This is a genomic window from Rhodococcoides fascians NBRC 12155 = LMG 3623, assembly GCF_001894785.1.
Lineage (GTDB): Bacteria > Actinomycetota > Actinomycetes > Mycobacteriales > Mycobacteriaceae > Rhodococcoides > Rhodococcoides fascians.
Genome location: NZ_BCWW01000004.1, coordinates 189,747 through 205,743 on the forward strand (window position 1 = coordinate 189,747; position 15,997 = coordinate 205,743).

At 65.5% G+C, this 15,997-nt stretch carries 15 protein-coding genes; 11 read left to right on the forward strand and 4 right to left on the reverse strand.

The annotated features are described in order from the left end of the window. Positions 1-72: 72 nt before the first annotated feature. The 6 genes from RFA01S_RS12160 to RFA01S_RS12185 all read left to right on the forward strand — a co-directional run bounded on the left by RFA01S_RS12160 (position 73) and on the right by RFA01S_RS12185 (position 6,217). Positions 73-1,383 (forward strand): AAA family ATPase, encoded by a 1,311-nt coding sequence (locus RFA01S_RS12160; RefSeq protein ID WP_045841910.1) that lies wholly within the window; start codon positions 73-75, stop codon positions 1,381-1,383. Then, positions 1,380-2,366, forward strand: a complete 987-nt coding sequence (locus tag RFA01S_RS12165; protein WP_032365771.1) for a DUF58 domain-containing protein — start codon at positions 1,380-1,382, stop codon at positions 2,364-2,366. The genes RFA01S_RS12160 and RFA01S_RS12165 overlap by 4 nt, the downstream gene beginning before the upstream one ends. Further along, positions 2,363-3,361, forward strand: coding sequence for a VWA domain-containing protein (locus RFA01S_RS12170; RefSeq protein WP_032372452.1), 999 nt, complete (start codon positions 2,363-2,365; stop codon positions 3,359-3,361). Before RFA01S_RS12165 ends, RFA01S_RS12170 begins: the two co-directional genes overlap by 4 nt. 66 nt (positions 3,362-3,427) lie before the next feature. Continuing rightward, positions 3,428-4,150 (forward strand): 3-oxoacyl-ACP reductase FabG1, encoded by a 723-nt coding sequence (gene fabG1, locus RFA01S_RS12175; protein ID WP_032372451.1) that lies wholly within the window; start codon positions 3,428-3,430, stop codon positions 4,148-4,150. Positions 4,151-4,210: 60 nt separating this feature from the next. Next, complete coding sequence (gene inhA, locus RFA01S_RS12180) at positions 4,211-5,035, forward strand: NADH-dependent enoyl-ACP reductase InhA (RefSeq protein ID WP_027497037.1); 825 nt, start codon at positions 4,211-4,213, stop codon at positions 5,033-5,035. A 102-nt stretch (positions 5,036-5,137) separates the two neighbouring features. Further along, entirely contained in the window at positions 5,138-6,217 is a 1,080-nt protein-coding gene (locus RFA01S_RS12185; protein WP_032372450.1) for a ferrochelatase, read from the forward strand. Between the two features lie 83 nt (positions 6,218-6,300). Here RFA01S_RS12185 and RFA01S_RS12190 read toward each other — a convergent pair whose 3' ends face one another. Further along, entirely contained in the window at positions 6,301-7,134 is an 834-nt protein-coding gene (locus tag RFA01S_RS12190) for an Rv1486c family protein (RefSeq protein ID WP_027497039.1), read from the reverse strand. A gap of 76 nt (positions 7,135-7,210) precedes the next feature. Between RFA01S_RS12190 and RFA01S_RS12195 the strand changes: the two genes are divergently transcribed. From RFA01S_RS12195 to RFA01S_RS12205, 3 genes are read left to right on the forward strand one after another with little or no spacing between them, the layout of a single operon-like run. Beyond that, positions 7,211-8,017 (forward strand): DUF3097 domain-containing protein, encoded by an 807-nt coding sequence (locus RFA01S_RS12195; protein WP_032365846.1) that lies wholly within the window; start codon positions 7,211-7,213, stop codon positions 8,015-8,017. Between the two features lie 56 nt (positions 8,018-8,073). After that, complete coding sequence (locus RFA01S_RS12200) at positions 8,074-8,505, forward strand: NfeD family protein (RefSeq protein ID WP_027497041.1); 432 nt, start codon at positions 8,074-8,076, stop codon at positions 8,503-8,505. Positions 8,506-8,510: 5 nt separating this feature from the next. Beyond that, on the forward strand, positions 8,511-9,695 hold the full coding sequence (locus RFA01S_RS12205) for an SPFH domain-containing protein (protein ID WP_027497042.1): 1,185 nt from the start codon (positions 8,511-8,513) through the stop codon (positions 9,693-9,695). Here the strand turns inward: RFA01S_RS12205 and RFA01S_RS12210 are convergent, their stop codons facing one another. The 3 genes from RFA01S_RS12210 to RFA01S_RS12220 are packed head-to-tail and all read right to left on the reverse strand — an operon-like array spanning position 9,696 to position 11,549. Then, entirely contained in the window at positions 9,696-10,205 is a 510-nt protein-coding gene (locus tag RFA01S_RS12210; RefSeq protein ID WP_027497043.1) for a hypothetical protein, read from the reverse strand. Further along, a complete protein-coding gene (locus RFA01S_RS12215) occupies positions 10,202-10,801 on the reverse strand; it encodes a hypothetical protein (protein ID WP_027497044.1) in 600 nt (199 codons plus the stop codon). The genes RFA01S_RS12210 and RFA01S_RS12215 overlap by 4 nt, the downstream gene beginning before the upstream one ends. Positions 10,802-10,832: 31 nt before the next feature. Continuing rightward, positions 10,833-11,549, reverse strand: coding sequence for a TVP38/TMEM64 family protein (locus RFA01S_RS12220; protein WP_027497045.1), 717 nt, complete (start codon positions 11,547-11,549; stop codon positions 10,833-10,835). A gap of 299 nt (positions 11,550-11,848) precedes the next feature. On the opposite strand from RFA01S_RS12220, the gene mutA reads away from it, so the two are divergent. Together mutA and scpA are read left to right on the forward strand one after the other, a co-directional pair. Further along, the gene (mutA, locus tag RFA01S_RS12225) at positions 11,849-13,729 is read left to right on the forward strand and encodes a methylmalonyl-CoA mutase small subunit (RefSeq protein ID WP_032408272.1); all 1,881 of its coding nucleotides are present in this window, start codon (positions 11,849-11,851) and stop codon (positions 13,727-13,729) included. Next, complete coding sequence (gene scpA, locus RFA01S_RS12230) at positions 13,726-15,996, forward strand: methylmalonyl-CoA mutase (RefSeq protein ID WP_032365779.1); 2,271 nt, start codon at positions 13,726-13,728, stop codon at positions 15,994-15,996. Before mutA ends, scpA begins: the two co-directional genes overlap by 4 nt. Position 15,997: the final 1 nt, after the last annotated feature.

Below are 15,997 nucleotides of genomic sequence, written 5' to 3' on the forward strand. Positions count from 1 at the left end.
TCGACTGAAAGCGGTGAATTCTTGGTGACATCACGTGACGGCCGGATTTCGAACGACGAGGAGCCGACACAGATCGGGTCTTCGAGTCCGAATCCTCGGGGTGGGGAGCCGGAGCGGGTGGACAGTCCCGATCTCGCCGAGGACGTTCGGCTTCTCGAGAAGGCCGTGTACGAGGTCAAAAGGGTGATCGTCGGTCAGGATCGTCTGGTCGAGCGCATTCTAGTCGGCTTGTTGGCCCGTGGGCATGTGCTGCTGGAAGGCGTTCCCGGCGTGGCGAAGACCCTCGCAGTGGAGACGTTCGCCCGCGTGGTCGGTGGCTCGTTCTCCCGCGTCCAGTTCACCCCGGACCTGGTGCCCACCGACCTGGTCGGAACCCGCATCTACCGTCAGGGCCGCGAAGAGTTCGACACCGAACTCGGCCCGGTCGTCGCGAACTTCGTCCTTGCCGACGAGATCAACCGAGCACCGGCGAAGGTCCAGTCGGCGCTGCTCGAAGTCATGGCCGAGCGGCACGTGACCATCGGTGGCAGGACGTTCCCCATGCCCGATCCTTTCCTGGTGATGGCGACGCAGAACCCCATCGAGAACGAAGGCGTGTACCCGCTCCCGGAAGCCCAGCGCGACCGCTTCCTGTTCAAGATCGTCGTCGACTACCCGACGGTGGAGGAAGAACGCGAGATCGTCTACCGCATGGGGATCAAGGCCCCCGAGCCCAAGCAGATACTCGACCCTGTCGAGTTGGTCCGTCTGCAGAACCTGGCCAGTTCGGTGTTCGTGCACCACGCGCTCGTCGACTACGTGGTTCGGGTCATCGCCGCCACCCGCACGCCCGAACAGTTCGGGTTGGACGATGTCGGCAGCTGGATCGCATACGGGGCCTCCCCGCGTGCGACCCTCGGCATCATCGCTGCGTCCCGCGCCCTCGCCCTGCTGCGAGGCCGCGACTACGTCGTTCCTCAGGACGTGCTCGAGGTGATTCCCGACGTGCTCCGGCATCGGCTGGTGCTCTCCTACGATGCCCTCGCCGACGAAGTGACGCCCGAGACCGTGATCTCCCGCATTTTGCAGACCGTCGGACTACCGCAGGTGTCGCCGCAGGCGGTTCCGATGTCGCAGGACAACGGCACCGCACCCGGTCAGCCCTTCGGTGGCCAACAGGGCACACCGCAGTTTCCGGGAGCGGGGCCGCAGTATCCGGCTCAGGTACCGCATCCGGCCCAGGGGCAGTACCCGGGTCAGCCGCAGTTCCCCGGGCAAGGGCCCGGCTCGGCACCCCAGCCCGGACCCGAGCAGCGCCCACCGGGCGGTCCGGCCGGCGAACCCGCTCCGTCGCTGCACAAGCCGTCGGGTGATGCATCGTCGACCGGTTCGCCGGGTCAGTGAGCGCAGCCGACAGAGCCGGCCGAGGTGCGGTCTCACGGCCGCCGTCGTTTCGGTCCGGCGAACTGCGTGATCCGAAGCTGGCCGCTGCGCTGCGCACGCTCGAGATAACGGTACGTAGGCGTCTCGACGGCGTTCTGCACGGCGACCACCTCGGCCTGATACCCGGCCCGGGATCCGAACCGGGGGACGCGCGCGAGTATCAGCCCGGTGACGACGTTCGGCAGATGGACTGGTCGGTCACTGCCCGGACGACACACCCACACGTGCGGCAGTCGGTGGCCGATCGCGAACTGGAAACGTGGCTTGTCGTCGATCTGTCGGCCAGCCTCGACTTCGGAACCGCGGGGTGTGAGAAGCGCGATCTCGCGGTCGCGGCCTCGGCCGCCATCACCCACCTGACCGGCGGCGGTGGTAATCGCATCGGAGCTGTCGTGGCCACCGGCGCGACGACGACGCGAATCCCGGCGCGCGGGGGCCGGGTGCACAGCCAGTCGATGCTGCGGACGATCGCTACGACACCGTCCGCCGCGGACGGCGTCCGAGGAGATCTTCGCGATGCCGTCGAGGCGCTGCGGCGTCCCGAACGCCGTCGCGGTCTGGCCGTGGTGATCAGCGACTTCCTCGGCCCGATCGACTGGGAGCGATCGCTGCGGGCGATCTCTGCCAGACACGACGTACTGGCCGTCGAGGTACTCGATCCGCGAGACCTCGAACTTCCGGATGTGGGAGACGTGGTTCTGCACGACCCGGAGTCCGGCCGCACTCGGGAGTTCGCCGCGACGCCCCGGCTCCGCGCCGACTTCGCGCGAGCAGCCGCAGCACACCGCGACGACGTGGAGAAAGCGTTGCGCCGATGCGGGGCACCGCGTTTGACTCTGCGCACCGACGGTGACTGGATCGCCGATGTCGTCCGCTTCGTCACTGCTCGCAGGCACACCATCGGCTCCGGTTTCACCAATACCGCGAGGGCAGGTTCGCGATGAGCCTCACCGATTTCTCTGCGCCGTGGTGGCTCGCGTTTCTGGTCGTCGTCATCGCCTTGACGGCGGGGTACGTCTGGATTCAACGCCGCAAGCAGAAGCACGTGCTGCGTTTCTCCAACATGGAGTTGCTCGAGTCGATCGCGCCGAACCGGCCCAGTCGTCTGCGTCATCTCCCGACCGCACTGGTACTGGTCGGGCTGATGTTCCTGACCGTCGCGTTGGCCGGCCCCACTGCCGATCAACGTGTTCCACGCAACCGCGCGACGGTCATGCTCGTCATCGATGTGTCGCTGTCCATGGAAGCGACGGACGTCGAACCCACTCGGCTGGCTGCGGCCCAAGAAGCAGCGAAGTCGTTCGCCGATGGCCTAACGCCCGGCATCAACCTCGGTCTCGTCGCGTTCGCCGGCACTGCCTCGGTATTGGTCTCACCCACGGCCAACCGCGACGCCACCAAGTCGGCAATCGACAAACTGCAGCTCAGCGAGCGGACGGCCACCGGTGAAGCAATCTTCACCTCGCTGCAGTCGATCGATACTCTCGGCGCGATCCTCGGGGGTGGCGACGCGGCACCGCCGGCCCGCATCGTGCTGCTCTCGGACGGTAAGCAAACCGTTCCCCAGAACCTCGACGATCCACGGGGCGGCTACACCGCAGCGCGCGCAGCCAAGGACAAGGGAGTGCCGATCTCGACGATCTCGTTCGGCACCAGCTACGGGTCGGTCGAGATCGAAGACGAAGGTGGAGGCGGGGTCGAGCGCGTCCCCGTTCCGGTCGACGACCCGTCGTTGCGCGAGATCGCGACTCTGTCCGGAGGGAGTTTCTTCACGGCCTCCTCGCTCGAGGGCCTCCGAGACGTCTACGACACCCTGGAGGAGCAGATCGGTTTCGAGATCACCCGCGGGGACGCATCGCGACCCTGGTTGATCCTCGGTGTCCTGTGCATCTCCGCCGGGCTCGGTTCGGCGTTGGTGATGCGGCAACGATTGCCGTGATCGCTGTTATTACTCACCAGTAAGTTTCGCTTTGTCATTCCAGGACGAACAGATAGGTTGCTAGGCATGTCCACACCTGACTTCATCGCGCGATCGGTACTCGTCACCGGAGGTAACCGGGGTATCGGTCTGGCCATCGCCCAACGGCTCAGTGACGACGGACACAAGGTGGCCGTCACCCACCGCGGATCCGGGGCTCCCGACGGATTGCTCGGGGTCGTCTGCGACGTCACCGACTCCGATTCGGTCGACGCGGCCTTCAAGGAGGTCGAGGAGAAGCACGGACCTGTCGAGGTACTCGTCGCCAACGCGGGCATCACCGACGACACCCTGCTGATGCGTATGACCGAGGAGCAGTTCCAGCGGGTCATCGATGCGAACCTGACCGGAGCCTTCCGAGTCGCCAAACGCGCCAACCGGGCCATGCTGCGCGCGCGCTGGGGTCGGATGATCTTCCTCAGTTCCGTTGTCGCGATGGCCGGCGGGCCGGGGCAGATCAATTACGCGGCGTCGAAGGCCGGAGTCATCGGCATGGCCCGGTCGATCACGAGGGAGTTGGGTTCGCGGTCCATCACGGCGAACGTCGTCTCACCGGGATTCATCGAAACCGACATGACCGCAGAGTTGTCGGACGACTTGCGCGGCAAGGCGAAGGAATACATTCCACTTCAGCGTCTCGGTCAGCCCGAGGACGTTGCAGCAGTCGTGAGTTTCCTTGCGGGACCGGACTCGTCGTACGTGTCCGGTGCTGTCATTCCCGTCGACGGCGGCATGGGCATGGGGCACTGAGAAACCCTCTCGCACAACGATTTCGATAGATACTCACCTCCGAATTAAGGACGTAGCATTATGGGCGGATTGCTCGAAGGCAAGACCATTCTCATCACCGGCATCATCACCGACGCGTCGATCGCGTTCCACGCCGCGGCCATGGCGCAGGAGCAGGGTGCCAAGGTGATCATCACCGGGTTCGATCGGCTGCGGCTCATCGACCGCATCGCGCAGCGGCTGCCCAAGGAGGTGCCCCCGGCGATCGAGCTCGACGCCACCAACGAGGAGCACCTCGCCGCGCTGGCGGACCGAATTCGTGAAGTAGCGCCGGAGGGTATCGACGGAGTTCTGCACTCCATCGCATTCGCACCTCGCACCCTGATGGGCCCGGATGCCAAGCCGTTCCTCGACGGCCCCGGCCCCGACGCGGCGAGGGCATTCGAGATCTCGGCGTGGAGCTACGCATCTCTCGCGCGTGCCGTGCTGCCGGTCATGAACGAGGGTGGCTCGATCGTCGGAATGGACTTCGATCCGCGGACGTCGATGCCCTACTACAACTGGATGGGCGTAGCCAAGGCTGCTCTCGAGTCGGTGAATCGTTACGTGGCACGGGAAGTGGGCGCAGCCAAGCGTATCCGCTCCAATCTCGTTGCAGCAGGACCGATCAGGACTCTTGCCGCCAAGGCGATTGCGGGCACCGCGACCGGCGATGCGGCCAAGATGGACCAGCTGAACGTGTACTGGGACGGTGCCGCTCCCATCGGATGGGACGTCAACGATCCGACCGTCGTCGCCAAGTCGATCGTCGCGTTGCTGTCGGATTGGCTGCCCGGAACCACCGGGTCGATCGTGTACGTCGACGGCGGAGCGAGCCACAACACGTACCTGCCCGAAAACATGTGACACGTCGGTGAGCGGAGTCCGACGTGGGCTCGCTCACCGTAGGTTTCGTCGACCGATTGTGCCCCTGCCGCAGCCCTGCTGCGACAGGGGCACAATGGATTCATGACCACCCCTGGAGATTTCGACGCACTGTTGGTGCTCTCGTTCGGCGGACCGGAAAAGCCCGCCGACGTTCGCCCGTTTCTTGAGAACGTCACTCGCGGACGTGGTGTGCCGCCCGAGCGTCTCGACGCCGTCGTCGAGCACTACATGCACTTCGGTGGCGTGTCACCGATCAACGAACTCAATCGCGACATCATCGCCGCACTGCAGGCCGAGTTCGATTCGGCCGGAATCGAATTGCCGATCTACTTCGGCAATCGCAATTGGCATCCGATGGTCGAGGACACCGTTGCGACGATGAAGGCGGACGGCGTCCGCTCCGCGCTCGTCTTTCCGACTTCCGCGTGGGGCGGGTATTCCGGGTGCAGGCAGTACCACGAGGACATCGCCAGGGCCCGTGCGTCCGTGGGGGACGACGCCCCGCATTTGCTCAAGATCCGTCAGTACTACGACCACCCGTTGATGGTCGAGGCGTTCGCCGAGGCCGTCGATGCCGCGCGCAGGTCGCTGCCAGAGGAGCATCGGGCAGGAGCGCGGCTGGTGTTCACCGCGCATTCCATTCCGTCGGCAGCCGACGCCAATGCAGGCCCACCCGCGGATGGTGGCCACCTGTACAGCCGGCAGGTTGCGGAGGCGTCGCGTCTGGTCGCGGCCGCATCCGGCAGCACCGAATACGATCTGGTGTGGCAGTCTCGTTCCGGACCACCGCAGGTTCCGTGGCTCGACCCCGACATCTGCGATCATCTCGAAGCACTGTCCGAGAAGTCCGTCGACGCGGTGATCGTGTGCCCGATCGGTTTCGTGTCCGACCACCTCGAAGTGGTGTGGGATCTCGACACCGAAGCCGAGGAGAAGGCCCGTGAACTCGGGATGGCTTTCGCCCGCGTGGGTACGCCCGGTTCCGATGCTCGATTCCCGAAGATGATCAGGGAGCTGGTGGACGAGTATCGCGTCGGCGGGACGTGCCGAGGACTCGGCAGCGTTCCCGGCTACGGATCCACCCTCGACGGCAATCGATGTGCCGTCGGATGTTGCGAGCAGCCGACGCGTCCATCGCGGCCTGCGACGGCACCTGCCTGACTGGCGGCTCCTGCCTGACGGGTGGCCTCTTGCCTGTCTCGCGGCCCAGCCCCGACAGGACCGCTACGTGTCGGTCCTGTCGGTCATCGGGCCGACTGCATCGAGGCACCGATGCTCGTCGCCACGGCGATGGTCCGGGCCGTGCGCACGGCGGCCCACAGCGGCCGGACGAGTTCTTCTCGGGCGGCCGCTGCGGCGGCAGTCGGTGCCTCCGAGGGAGCCGATCCGGCGGCGACGGTGAGGATGGCCGCGACCCGATCGGCCGATTCGAGCACTCGGAAGGCGCGTTCGGACATCTCGGGGGGATAGCGGTGCCGTGCAGCGTCGGCGATCAGCTCGGCGATGCGAGTGCGCGGGTCGGCCTCGAGAGTGCGGGTGGGGAGCGATTGCATCTGTGCGAGTGCATCCGCCGCGCCGCGCACGGCCTCGCGCATCTCGTACTCGGCCTCACCGAGACCTCGATCTCGGTGGGCGTGAGAGGGAACGTCGATCGAATACACGGTCCAGCGCAGCACGTCGGGGCCCTCGACGACGGGTACCACCCCGATTCCGGCGGAGCCCGGGGTACCGATCATCACCGCCTGCTCGGCACCGATCGCTGCACGAGAGAATTCTGTCCGGGCCGGCAGTTCGGCCACCGCACCCGCTGCGGGCAGCACCAGACGTATCCGTTCCTCCCCGGCTGCGGGTGAGGGTCCTGCGTTCGCGGCGGTTCGGACCGCGGCGAGCGCCCCGGCGATGCCCTCTGCGTAGCCCGGAAAGCGCAGCCCGTACGTCGTTGCTGCTTCGTTGTCACCGGCACCGACCAGATGCATCGGTGCCCACTCGGACATCGCGTCGATGACGTCGTCCGGCGAACCGGCACCGGCCAGCCAGGAACCGGCCCACAGGGCAAGACTTGCACTCGGAGAACACACGACTCACGAGCATAGGTCGGCGTGGCGAACCGTGCTCGGGACGCCGGTATCGCTAGCGTTGGTCGCCGTGAACGACATGTACGGCGGAGACATTCTCAAAGGGCACAGTCGCATGCGGAAGGTTCCGGCACCGGAGGTGCCGGCCGAGCGCGGCATGGTGGTCGAGGACGCAGGTTCGGGTTATTGCGGTGCTGTGGTCGGCTTCGAGCGCACATACGACGGAGATTTCGTCCGACTCGAGGACGGCGCCCGAACGACGCGACTGTTCGCCCTGCGCGAGGCCGCATTTCTGATCGACGGCCGCCGGGTGACGCTGGTCCGCCCGAAGCCCGCGACCGCGGCCAAACCGACCAGATCGGCGTCCGGATCCACCAAGGTCGAGGGCCTGCGAGCCCGGACGGCTCGTGCCAGCCGTATCTGGGTCGAGGGTGTGCACGACGCGGCCCTGGTGGAAAGCGTGTGGGGACACGACCTTCGAGTGGAGGGCGTGGTCGTCGAACATCTCGAGGGCCTGGACAATCTGGGGGAGCGGTTGGCCGATTTCGGCCCCGGCCCGGGCCGTCGCGTCGGGGTCCTGGTCGACCACCTGGTGACCGGGTCCAAGGAATCGAAGATGACCAGATCGTTGGGCGAACACGTTCTCGTCACCGGCCATCCGTTCATCGACGTGTGGGAGGCCGTCAAGCCGTCGGCGGTCGGCATTGCGGCGTGGCCGAAGATTCCGCGCGGTCAGGACTGGAAGACCGGAATCTGTCGAGAGCTGGGCTGGGGAACTCCGCAGGAAGGATGGCGGCGGGTGTACTCGTCGGTGTCGAGCTTCCGAGATCTGGAGGCTCCACTGATCGGTGCCGTCGAACAGTTGGTCGATTTCGTCACCGAGTAGCTGTTACGACCAGCTGATCCGTCGGCGGATGTCCGATTCGTGCCAGGATGGAGCTTGTGGCAGCGATCTTGTGGCTCATAGCGGCGGTTGTGCTTGCCGGTGCCGAAGCACTGACGGGGGACTTCTTCCTACTGATGATCGCCGGCGGTGCGCTCGGTACCGCCGGGGTGTCGGCGTTGACCGACTTCCCGGTATGGGCAGACGCAATCGTTTTCGGCGTGTTGTCGTTGGCGTTGGTTCTGGGTCTGCGTCCGATCTTGTTGCGGCGCTTCGCACATCCGCCGGACACCCCGATGGGGGTTGCGGCTCTCACCGGTAAGAGCGCAGTCGTGCTCGAACAGGTCACTGCGCACGAAGGCCAGATCAAACTCGGTGGCGAGGTGTGGACCGCGCGTCCGTTGGACGAGACAGAGGTCTACGCCCCCGGTACCACCGTGACCGTGATGGAAATCGACGGTGCCACCGCCGTCGTATGGAAGGGACCGTAAAGCCAGTGGAAGCACTCATAGCACTGGCCGTCATCGTTGCGTTCGTCGCCGTGTTGATGGCCAAGTCCATCTCGATCGTCCCGCAAGCCGAGGCAGCAGTGATCGAAAGACTCGGTCGGTACACGCGTACCGTGTCCGGTCAGCTCACGTTCCTCGTCCCGTTCGTCGATCGCATCCGTGCGAAAGTCGATCTGCGAGAACGGGTCGTCTCGTTCCCGCCGCAGCCGGTCATCACCAAGGACAACCTGACGGTGTCGATCGACACCGTCGTCTATTTTCAGGTGACCAATCCACAGTCGGCCGTGTACGAGATCAACAACTACATCGTCGGTGTCGAGCAGTTGACCACCACCACGCTGCGTAACGTCGTCGGCGGAATGACGTTGGAAGAGACTCTGACGTCCCGTGATTCGATCAACGGTCAGCTCCGAGTGGTGCTGGACGAGGCCACCGGTCGGTGGGGTCTTCGAGTCGCCCGCGTCGAGCTCAAGAGCATCGACCCGCCACCCTCGATTCAGGAATCGATGGAGAAGCAGATGAAGGCCGACCGCGAGAAGCGCGCGACCATTCTCACGGCCGAGGGGCACCGTGAATCGGCGATCAAGACAGCCGAGGGCGACAAGCAGAGTCGAATCCTCGCTGCCGAAGGCGGTAAGCAGGCGGCCATCCTCACTGCCGAGGGTGAGCGGCAGTCCAGAATTCTGCGGGCTCAGGGTGATCGCGCCGCGAAGTACCTCGAGGCGCAGGGGCAGGCGAAGGCCATCGAGAAGGTCTTCGGTGCCATCAAGGCGGGTAAGCCCACTCCAGAACTGTTGGCCTACCAGTACATGCAGACGTTGCCTCAGATGGCGCAGGGCGACGCGAACAAGGTGTGGATGATCCCGAGCGATTTCGGCGACGCTCTCAAAGGGTTCGCCAAGACCCTCGGAGCCCCAGGCGAGGACGGGGTGTTCCGATACGAGCCCAACGAGTCCGCGGGCAACGAGCCGAAACCCGAGGACGACTCGGACGAGGTTGCGGAGTGGTTCGAGACCAAGACCGATCCGGCTGTCGCCGAAGCCGTCAAGGCCGCCGAGGCGGTGGCCCGTAAGCCGGTGGACACGTCGTTGGCCGCATCTCCGGAGCTGTCCAAGGGTATGGATATCGGTGCCCTGTCGGCATCTCCCGAGGCAGAACCGGAAGCGCGCTGATCACGAATTGATCGCGAATCCCACGCCCGCTGCCGCCAGTGCCCACAGAACGCTGGCGAAGGTGCCGATGATGAACTGTTCGGAGGCGTGGGATTCGCGCAGTTCGGGGTAGCGCGCAAGTCCTTTGACCGCCAGTACGATGGCGATTCCCTCGGGCCAGCCGGTGAGAATGGATACCGCAACCGCTACACGTTCGAGAATTCCTATCGTCAACCCTCCACGCAGCGGCTCGACCGGCTCGTCGTCGGTCGAGTCGTTCTGTCGTCTGGCGACGCGAAAGACGCTCGGCACCACGGCAGTGCCGCCGACGGCGGCCACGGCAACGCTCAGGACGACTCCGACTGCATGACCGACGCCGTGTGCCGGCCCGGCGAGCGTGGCAAGCACAGCGGCTGCGGTGAGCAGAGTCGAGGCAGCCACAGTGGGGACCCACAGCCTGATGCGGTCGCCGGCCGGGACGAGGGCGACACCTGCCGTCAGAGCCAGAAGAACGAGGGCGACGACGATCATGACGTGTGACTTCCTGTCGCGTCAGCCGCGTTCAACAACCTCGCGGCAAGGGTGCGGCCGGCATTTTCGACGTGCCAGCCGGCGACGGAAAGTCGTTGCGACATAGCCTGTTTGCTGATACCGAGCCTTTCGGCCGCGTCGGTCTGCGACATTCCCTCTGCCATGAGCGCAACCGCCTCTCGGCCCTGGTCCGAGCGACGAGCGACGAGTATGGCAACCAAGGTCGATGCGGTTTCGGCGTCCTCGGCCGCTTCCGGCTCGGGTCCGGTGACGGCGAGCGCAGCAGGCGCATTCTTCGCTCTGGTGACGGCGTCTCGGGCAGCCTCGAATGCCTGGCCCCGGCCGGCGCGCGTCGTGTCGGGTAACGGAAGCTCGACCGAACCGACGCCGATTCCCACGCTCCAATGTGGCGTCGCCACCAGGTCGAGGGCGATCGCGACGACGGTTGCTGCGTCCTCACAGACGGCCTGGACCTCGTCGCCTGCGGTGCGTTCGAACGGGCGGATCAGATCGAAATCGCGATACCGGTCCAGTAGATCGGGCACGCGATCGATGTCACGTCTGCTGCGACGCTGGTCGACGGTCATCACGAACATGCGACAAGGCTAGAGCGTTGATTTGATCAAGTCAAGCTTCCAGGCTTGATTGTCCCGAATCAAGGTTCTCGCCCTGACGCCTGTTCTCCGGTGCCGATGCGGCCTCACGAGTCCGCGACAAACGCCAGTCGACGAACAACCCGCTCACGCCGATCGCAATGCAGATCCCGGACAGCACCAGCAGTACCGGATGGGTCTGCCCGCCGATTGCTCCACCGATCACCACGATCCCGAGGGTGCCGGGCAGCATGCCGGCGGCAGTGGCCAGAGCGAAGGGGACAAGCCGAACCGCCGACACACCGCAGGCGTAGTTCACCAGAGAGAAAGGCACCGGGGCGATCAATCGCAGAGAGCCGACCGCGAGCCACCCTCGTCGGCGCAGGCTCTCGTCGACAGAGTCGAGAGCTGAATGCGACATTCGCGCCGCCACGGCTTCTCGCCCGATCGCCCGAACCAACAGCAGGGCGAGGACCGCGCTGACCGTAGAGGCGCCGATCGTCACCGCCAGACCGGTGAATGGCCCGAACAGCACTCCGGCGCTCAATGTGAACAGGGTTCTGGGAATGGGTGCAATGGTCACCAGTGCATGGACGGCGAAGAACACGAGCGGAAACGCAGGACCGACCGAGGTGCCCCACTGGCGCATCTGCTCGACACTCGGATGCGGGGCGAACACCGCAACGACAGCCAGGACGACGATCACCGCCAGTAGCGCGATCAGACGAAGGTCGCGCAGGTGCCGGGTCACGAGAGGCAAGAGTACCGGCGTGAGATGACAGAACGGTTCGGGAGCGGAGCCTGCGGAGTGACCCAGGGGGCGGGAGCGGAGCCTGCGGAGTGACCGAAAGGGGGCGGGAGCGGAGCCTGCGGAGTGATCGAAAGGGGGCGGGAGCGGAGCCTGCGGAGTGACCAGACGGTTCGGGAGCGGAGCCTGCGGCGTGGGTCACCGAACGTGAGGTGATCCTCACGATAGCCTGCATGTAGGTGGGGTTAGCATCACTTCAAGTCGGGTGTAGGACTGCCCGCCGAACCGAGGGAGCAGCACACGTGTCCATCGCGTCGCACGAAGATGCCGCACGCAGTGCCCACGCGGCCTGGCAGCAGGCGGTGGCCGGGGTCCTGGCCAAGTCTCGCCGGGTCGATGTGGCCGATCTGCCTGCCGATCCCGAACATCTTCTCGATTCCACGACGTACGACGGAATCACGGTGTCTCCGCTGTACACCGCGTTCGACGAGCGCCCCGAGGGTCCGTTGCCGGGGCAGTTTCCGTACCTGCGGGGGCGTGATCCGCATCGGGACGTCAACGCGGGCTGGAAGGTGTGCACGCGTCACGGTTCCGACGTTCGTGACGGTGTGCCCGCGCTGAACGGTCAGATCCTCGATTCGCTCGCCAACGGCACCAGTGCGCTCTGGTTGACGGTGGGGTCGCGTGGGTTGGATCCGTCGGATCTGTCGGAGGCTCTCCGTGGCGTACTGCTCGAGCTGGCCCCGTTGACGATCGATGCCCGCAGGGATGTTCGCGCGGCAGCGACGGCACTGTTCGACGTTCTCGATGCGGCAGAAATCGACGATCGCGCCGCCGTCGACGTCAGACTCGGAGTGGACACTCTCACTGCTGCAGTGGCAGGCACGGAATCCATAGAGATGGCCGAGGCGCTCGACCTGGCCCGCGCGTGCATCGACCGCGCCGAGTCGATGCGTGCCATCACCGTCGACGGCACCGTGTTCCATAATCTCGGTGCGTCGGATGCGCAGGAACTGGGTGCGTCGATCGCGGCCGGGCTCGAGTACGTCCGATCGATGACCGAGAACGGTGTGGCCGTCTCGGATGCTTTGCGCCAGATCGAGTTTCGATTCGCAGCAACCGACGACCAGTTCCAGACCATCGCCAAGTTTCGCGCTGCTCGCATTCTGTGGGCACGGATTGCGCAGGTGTGCGGTGCGCCCGACGCCGGTGATGCTCCTCAGCATGCGGTGACGTCGGAAGCGATGATGTCTCAGCGCGATCCGTGGGTGAACATGCTGCGTACCACTCTTGCGTCGTTCGGGGCCGGAGTGGGTGGTGCGGATTCGGTGACGGTGCTGCCGTTCGACGCGGCACTGAACGGTGGCGCCGCCGGAGTGTCCAAGACGTTCGCTGCCCGTATCGCGAGAAACACTCAGTTGCTCCTGCTGGAGGAAGCCCATCTGGGTCGGGTTCTGGATCCGGGTTCGGGCTCGTGGTACATCGAGGAACTCACGGCTGCGGTTGCCGCGACGGCGTGGGAGTTCTTCCGGGGCGTCGAGGCTTCGGGCGGATTCGCTGCAGCAACCGCGGACGGTTCGCTGGTCGCCGACATCGAGAAGACCCGTGCAGAGCGCGATTCCGACATCGCGCATCGCATCACTCCGCTGACCGGTGTCAACGAGTTTCCCAATCTGGCCGAGGCCCCCCTGACTCCCGAGCAGACGCAGCCTGCCGGCTCGGCACCCGTGTATCGGTACGGCCGGGCATTCGAGTCGCTCAGAGATCGATCGGATTCTTATCTGGCCCAACATGATTCGCGGCCCCAGGTGCTACTGGTCCCGTTGGGGACCGTCGCCGAGCACAACGTCCGGACGACCTTCGCGTCCAATCTGTTGGCGTCGGGGGGAATCGAAGCGGTCAACCCCGGCCCCCTGGGCGTGGACGCTGTCGCCGGTGCTGTCGAAGCGTCGGGAGCCTCGATCGCCGTGGTGTGCGGAACCGACAAGCGCTACGGCGACGAGGCCGCTACTGCCGTGGACGCTCTGCGTGCAGCAGGGGTCTCGCGGGTTTTGCTCGCCGGCCCGGAAAAGATCTTCGCCGGCGTCGACGGCCCGTCCCGTCCCGACGGATTCCTGACCGCCAAGGTCGACGCCGTCGCCGTGCTGACCGAACTTCTCGACACGCTGGGAGCCTCGAAGTGAGTACCGACGAGAACCGAATCTCGCACACCATCGGCAGTTTCGCCGACGTACCGCTGGTCGATCCCGACGAGCCGACGCCGTCGCCGCCGTCTGCGGAGGACGTGGCCACACACGTGAAGAACGGTGCCAAGGCGAACTTCTACACCCCCGAGCAGGTGGTGTGGTCCACTCCCGAGGGCATCGACGTCAAGCCGGTGTACACCGAGGCAGACCGGGACGCCGCCGAGGCCGAGGGCTACCCGTTGCACAGCTATCCGGGTGCCCCGCCGTTCCTCCGCGGGCCGTATCCCACGATGTACGTCAACCAACCGTGGACCATTCGCCAGTACGCCGGATTCTCCACCGCAGCCGAGTCCAACGCCTTCTACCGCCGCAACCTCGCGGCCGGGCAGAAAGGCCTGTCGGTGGCGTTCGATCTGGCCACGCACCGGGGCTACGACTCCGATCACCCGCGAGTGCAGGGTGACGTCGGAATGGCCGGTGTGGCAATCGATTCCATCTACGACATGCGACAGCTGTTCGACGGTATCGACCTCGGTAGCGTCTCGGTGTCGATGACGATGAACGGAGCGGTGCTGCCAATTCTGGCGCTGTACGTCGCCGCCGCGGAGGAGCAGGGCGTCGGGCCGGAGAAACTCGCCGGCACCATCCAGAACGACATCCTCAAAGAGTTCATGGTGCGCAACACCTACATCTATCCGCCGAAGCCGTCGATGCGCATCATCTCGGACATCTTTGCGTACACCAGCGAGAAAATGCCGAAGTACAACTCGATCTCCATCTCCGGCTACCACATCCAAGAAGCCGGTGCCACAGCCGATCTCGAACTCGCCTACACCCTCGCGGACGGTGTCGAGTACATCCGAGCCGGCCTGGACGCCGGCATGGACATCGACACGTTCGCGCCGCGACTGTCGTTCTTCTGGGCCATCGGAATGAACTTCTTCATGGAGGTTGCCAAGCTCCGCGCCGGGCGGCTGCTGTGGGCCGAGCTCGTCCAACAATTCGAGCCCAAGAGTGCCAAATCCCGTTCCCTGCGCACTCATTCGCAGACGTCGGGTTGGTCGCTGACCGCACAGGACGTGTTCAACAACGTCGCCCGCACCTGTGTCGAAGCCATGGCCGCGACCCAGGGCCATACGCAGTCCCTGCACACCAACGCGCTCGACGAGGCACTGGCGTTGCCGACCGACTTCTCGGCCCGTATCGCCCGCAACACTCAGCTACTCATCGCGCAGGAATCCAACACCGTTCGGCCGATCGATCCGTGGGGCGGGTCGCACTACGTCGAGTGGCTCACCCATCAGCTGGCGAATCGGGCTCGCGCACACATTGCGGAGGTCGAGGAAGCGGGCGGCATGGCGCAGGCCATCGGCGAAGGCATTCCGAAGTTGCGCATCGAGGAGGCGGCGGCTCGTACCCAGGCGCGCATCGACTCCGGCCGACAGCCGCTGGTGGGCGTCAACAAGTACGTGCCCGACGAGCCCGACACCATCGAGGTACTCAAGGTCGAGAACTCGAAGGTGCGAAAAGAGCAGATCGAGAAGCTCGAGCGTCTTCGTGCCGAGCGGGACACTGCCGAGGTCGAGGCGGCACTGGCGAACCTGACTCGGGCCGCAGCGTCGGACCAGCCGGGCATGGAGAACAATCTGCTGGCTCTCGCCATCGATGCCGCCCGCAAGATGGCCACCGTCGGTGAGATTTCCGACGCCTTGGAGAAGGTCTACGGGCGCCATCAGGCGGAAATCCGGACAATCAGTGGTGTGTACCGCGACGAGGCAGGTAAATCCGAGAACATCACCCGCGCCACCGCGCTGGTCGAACAGTTCGCCGAGGACGAGGGCCGTCGTCCTCGTGTTCTGGTGTGCAAGATGGGGCAGGACGGACACGACCGAGGCCAGAAGGTCATTGCCACGGCGTTCGCCGACATCGGCTTCGACGTCGACGTCGGTCCGTTGTTCCAGACGCCCGAGGAGGTTGCCCGGCAGGCAGCGGACAACGACGTCCATGTCGTCGGAGTGTCGTCACTGGCGGCGGGCCATCTGACGCTGGTGCCCGCCTTGCGACAGGCCTTGGCCGACGTCGGGCGCGAGGACATCATGATCGTCGTCGGTGGCGTCATCCCGCCCGGCGATTTCGACGAGCTCTACGCGGCGGGTGCCGCGGCGATCTTCCCTCCGGGCACCGTCATCGCCGACGCGGCGATCGGCCTGGTGGAGAAGCTGTCCGTTGCGCTCGGGCATGCACCACGCGAGGCCAACGCCTGAA

Coding starts and splice junctions, on each gene's coding strand:
- RFA01S_RS12170 (WP_032372452.1), top strand. CDS start 2,363: ATGAGCCTCACCGATTTCTCTGCGCCGTGGTGGCTCGCGTTTCTGGTC.
- fabG1 (WP_032372451.1), top strand. CDS start 3,428: ATGTCCACACCTGACTTCATCGCGCGATCGGTACTCGTCACCGGAGGT.
- inhA (WP_027497037.1), top strand. CDS start 4,211: ATGGGCGGATTGCTCGAAGGCAAGACCATTCTCATCACCGGCATCATC.
- RFA01S_RS12185 (WP_032372450.1), top strand. CDS start 5,138: ATGACCACCCCTGGAGATTTCGACGCACTGTTGGTGCTCTCGTTCGGC.
- RFA01S_RS12195 (WP_032365846.1), top strand. CDS start 7,211: ATGTACGGCGGAGACATTCTCAAAGGGCACAGTCGCATGCGGAAGGTT.
- RFA01S_RS12210 (WP_027497043.1), bottom strand. CDS start 10,205: ATGATCGTCGTCGCCCTCGTTCTTCTGGCTCTGACGGCAGGTGTCGCC.
- RFA01S_RS12215 (WP_027497044.1), bottom strand. CDS start 10,801: ATGTTCGTGATGACCGTCGACCAGCGTCGCAGCAGACGTGACATCGAT.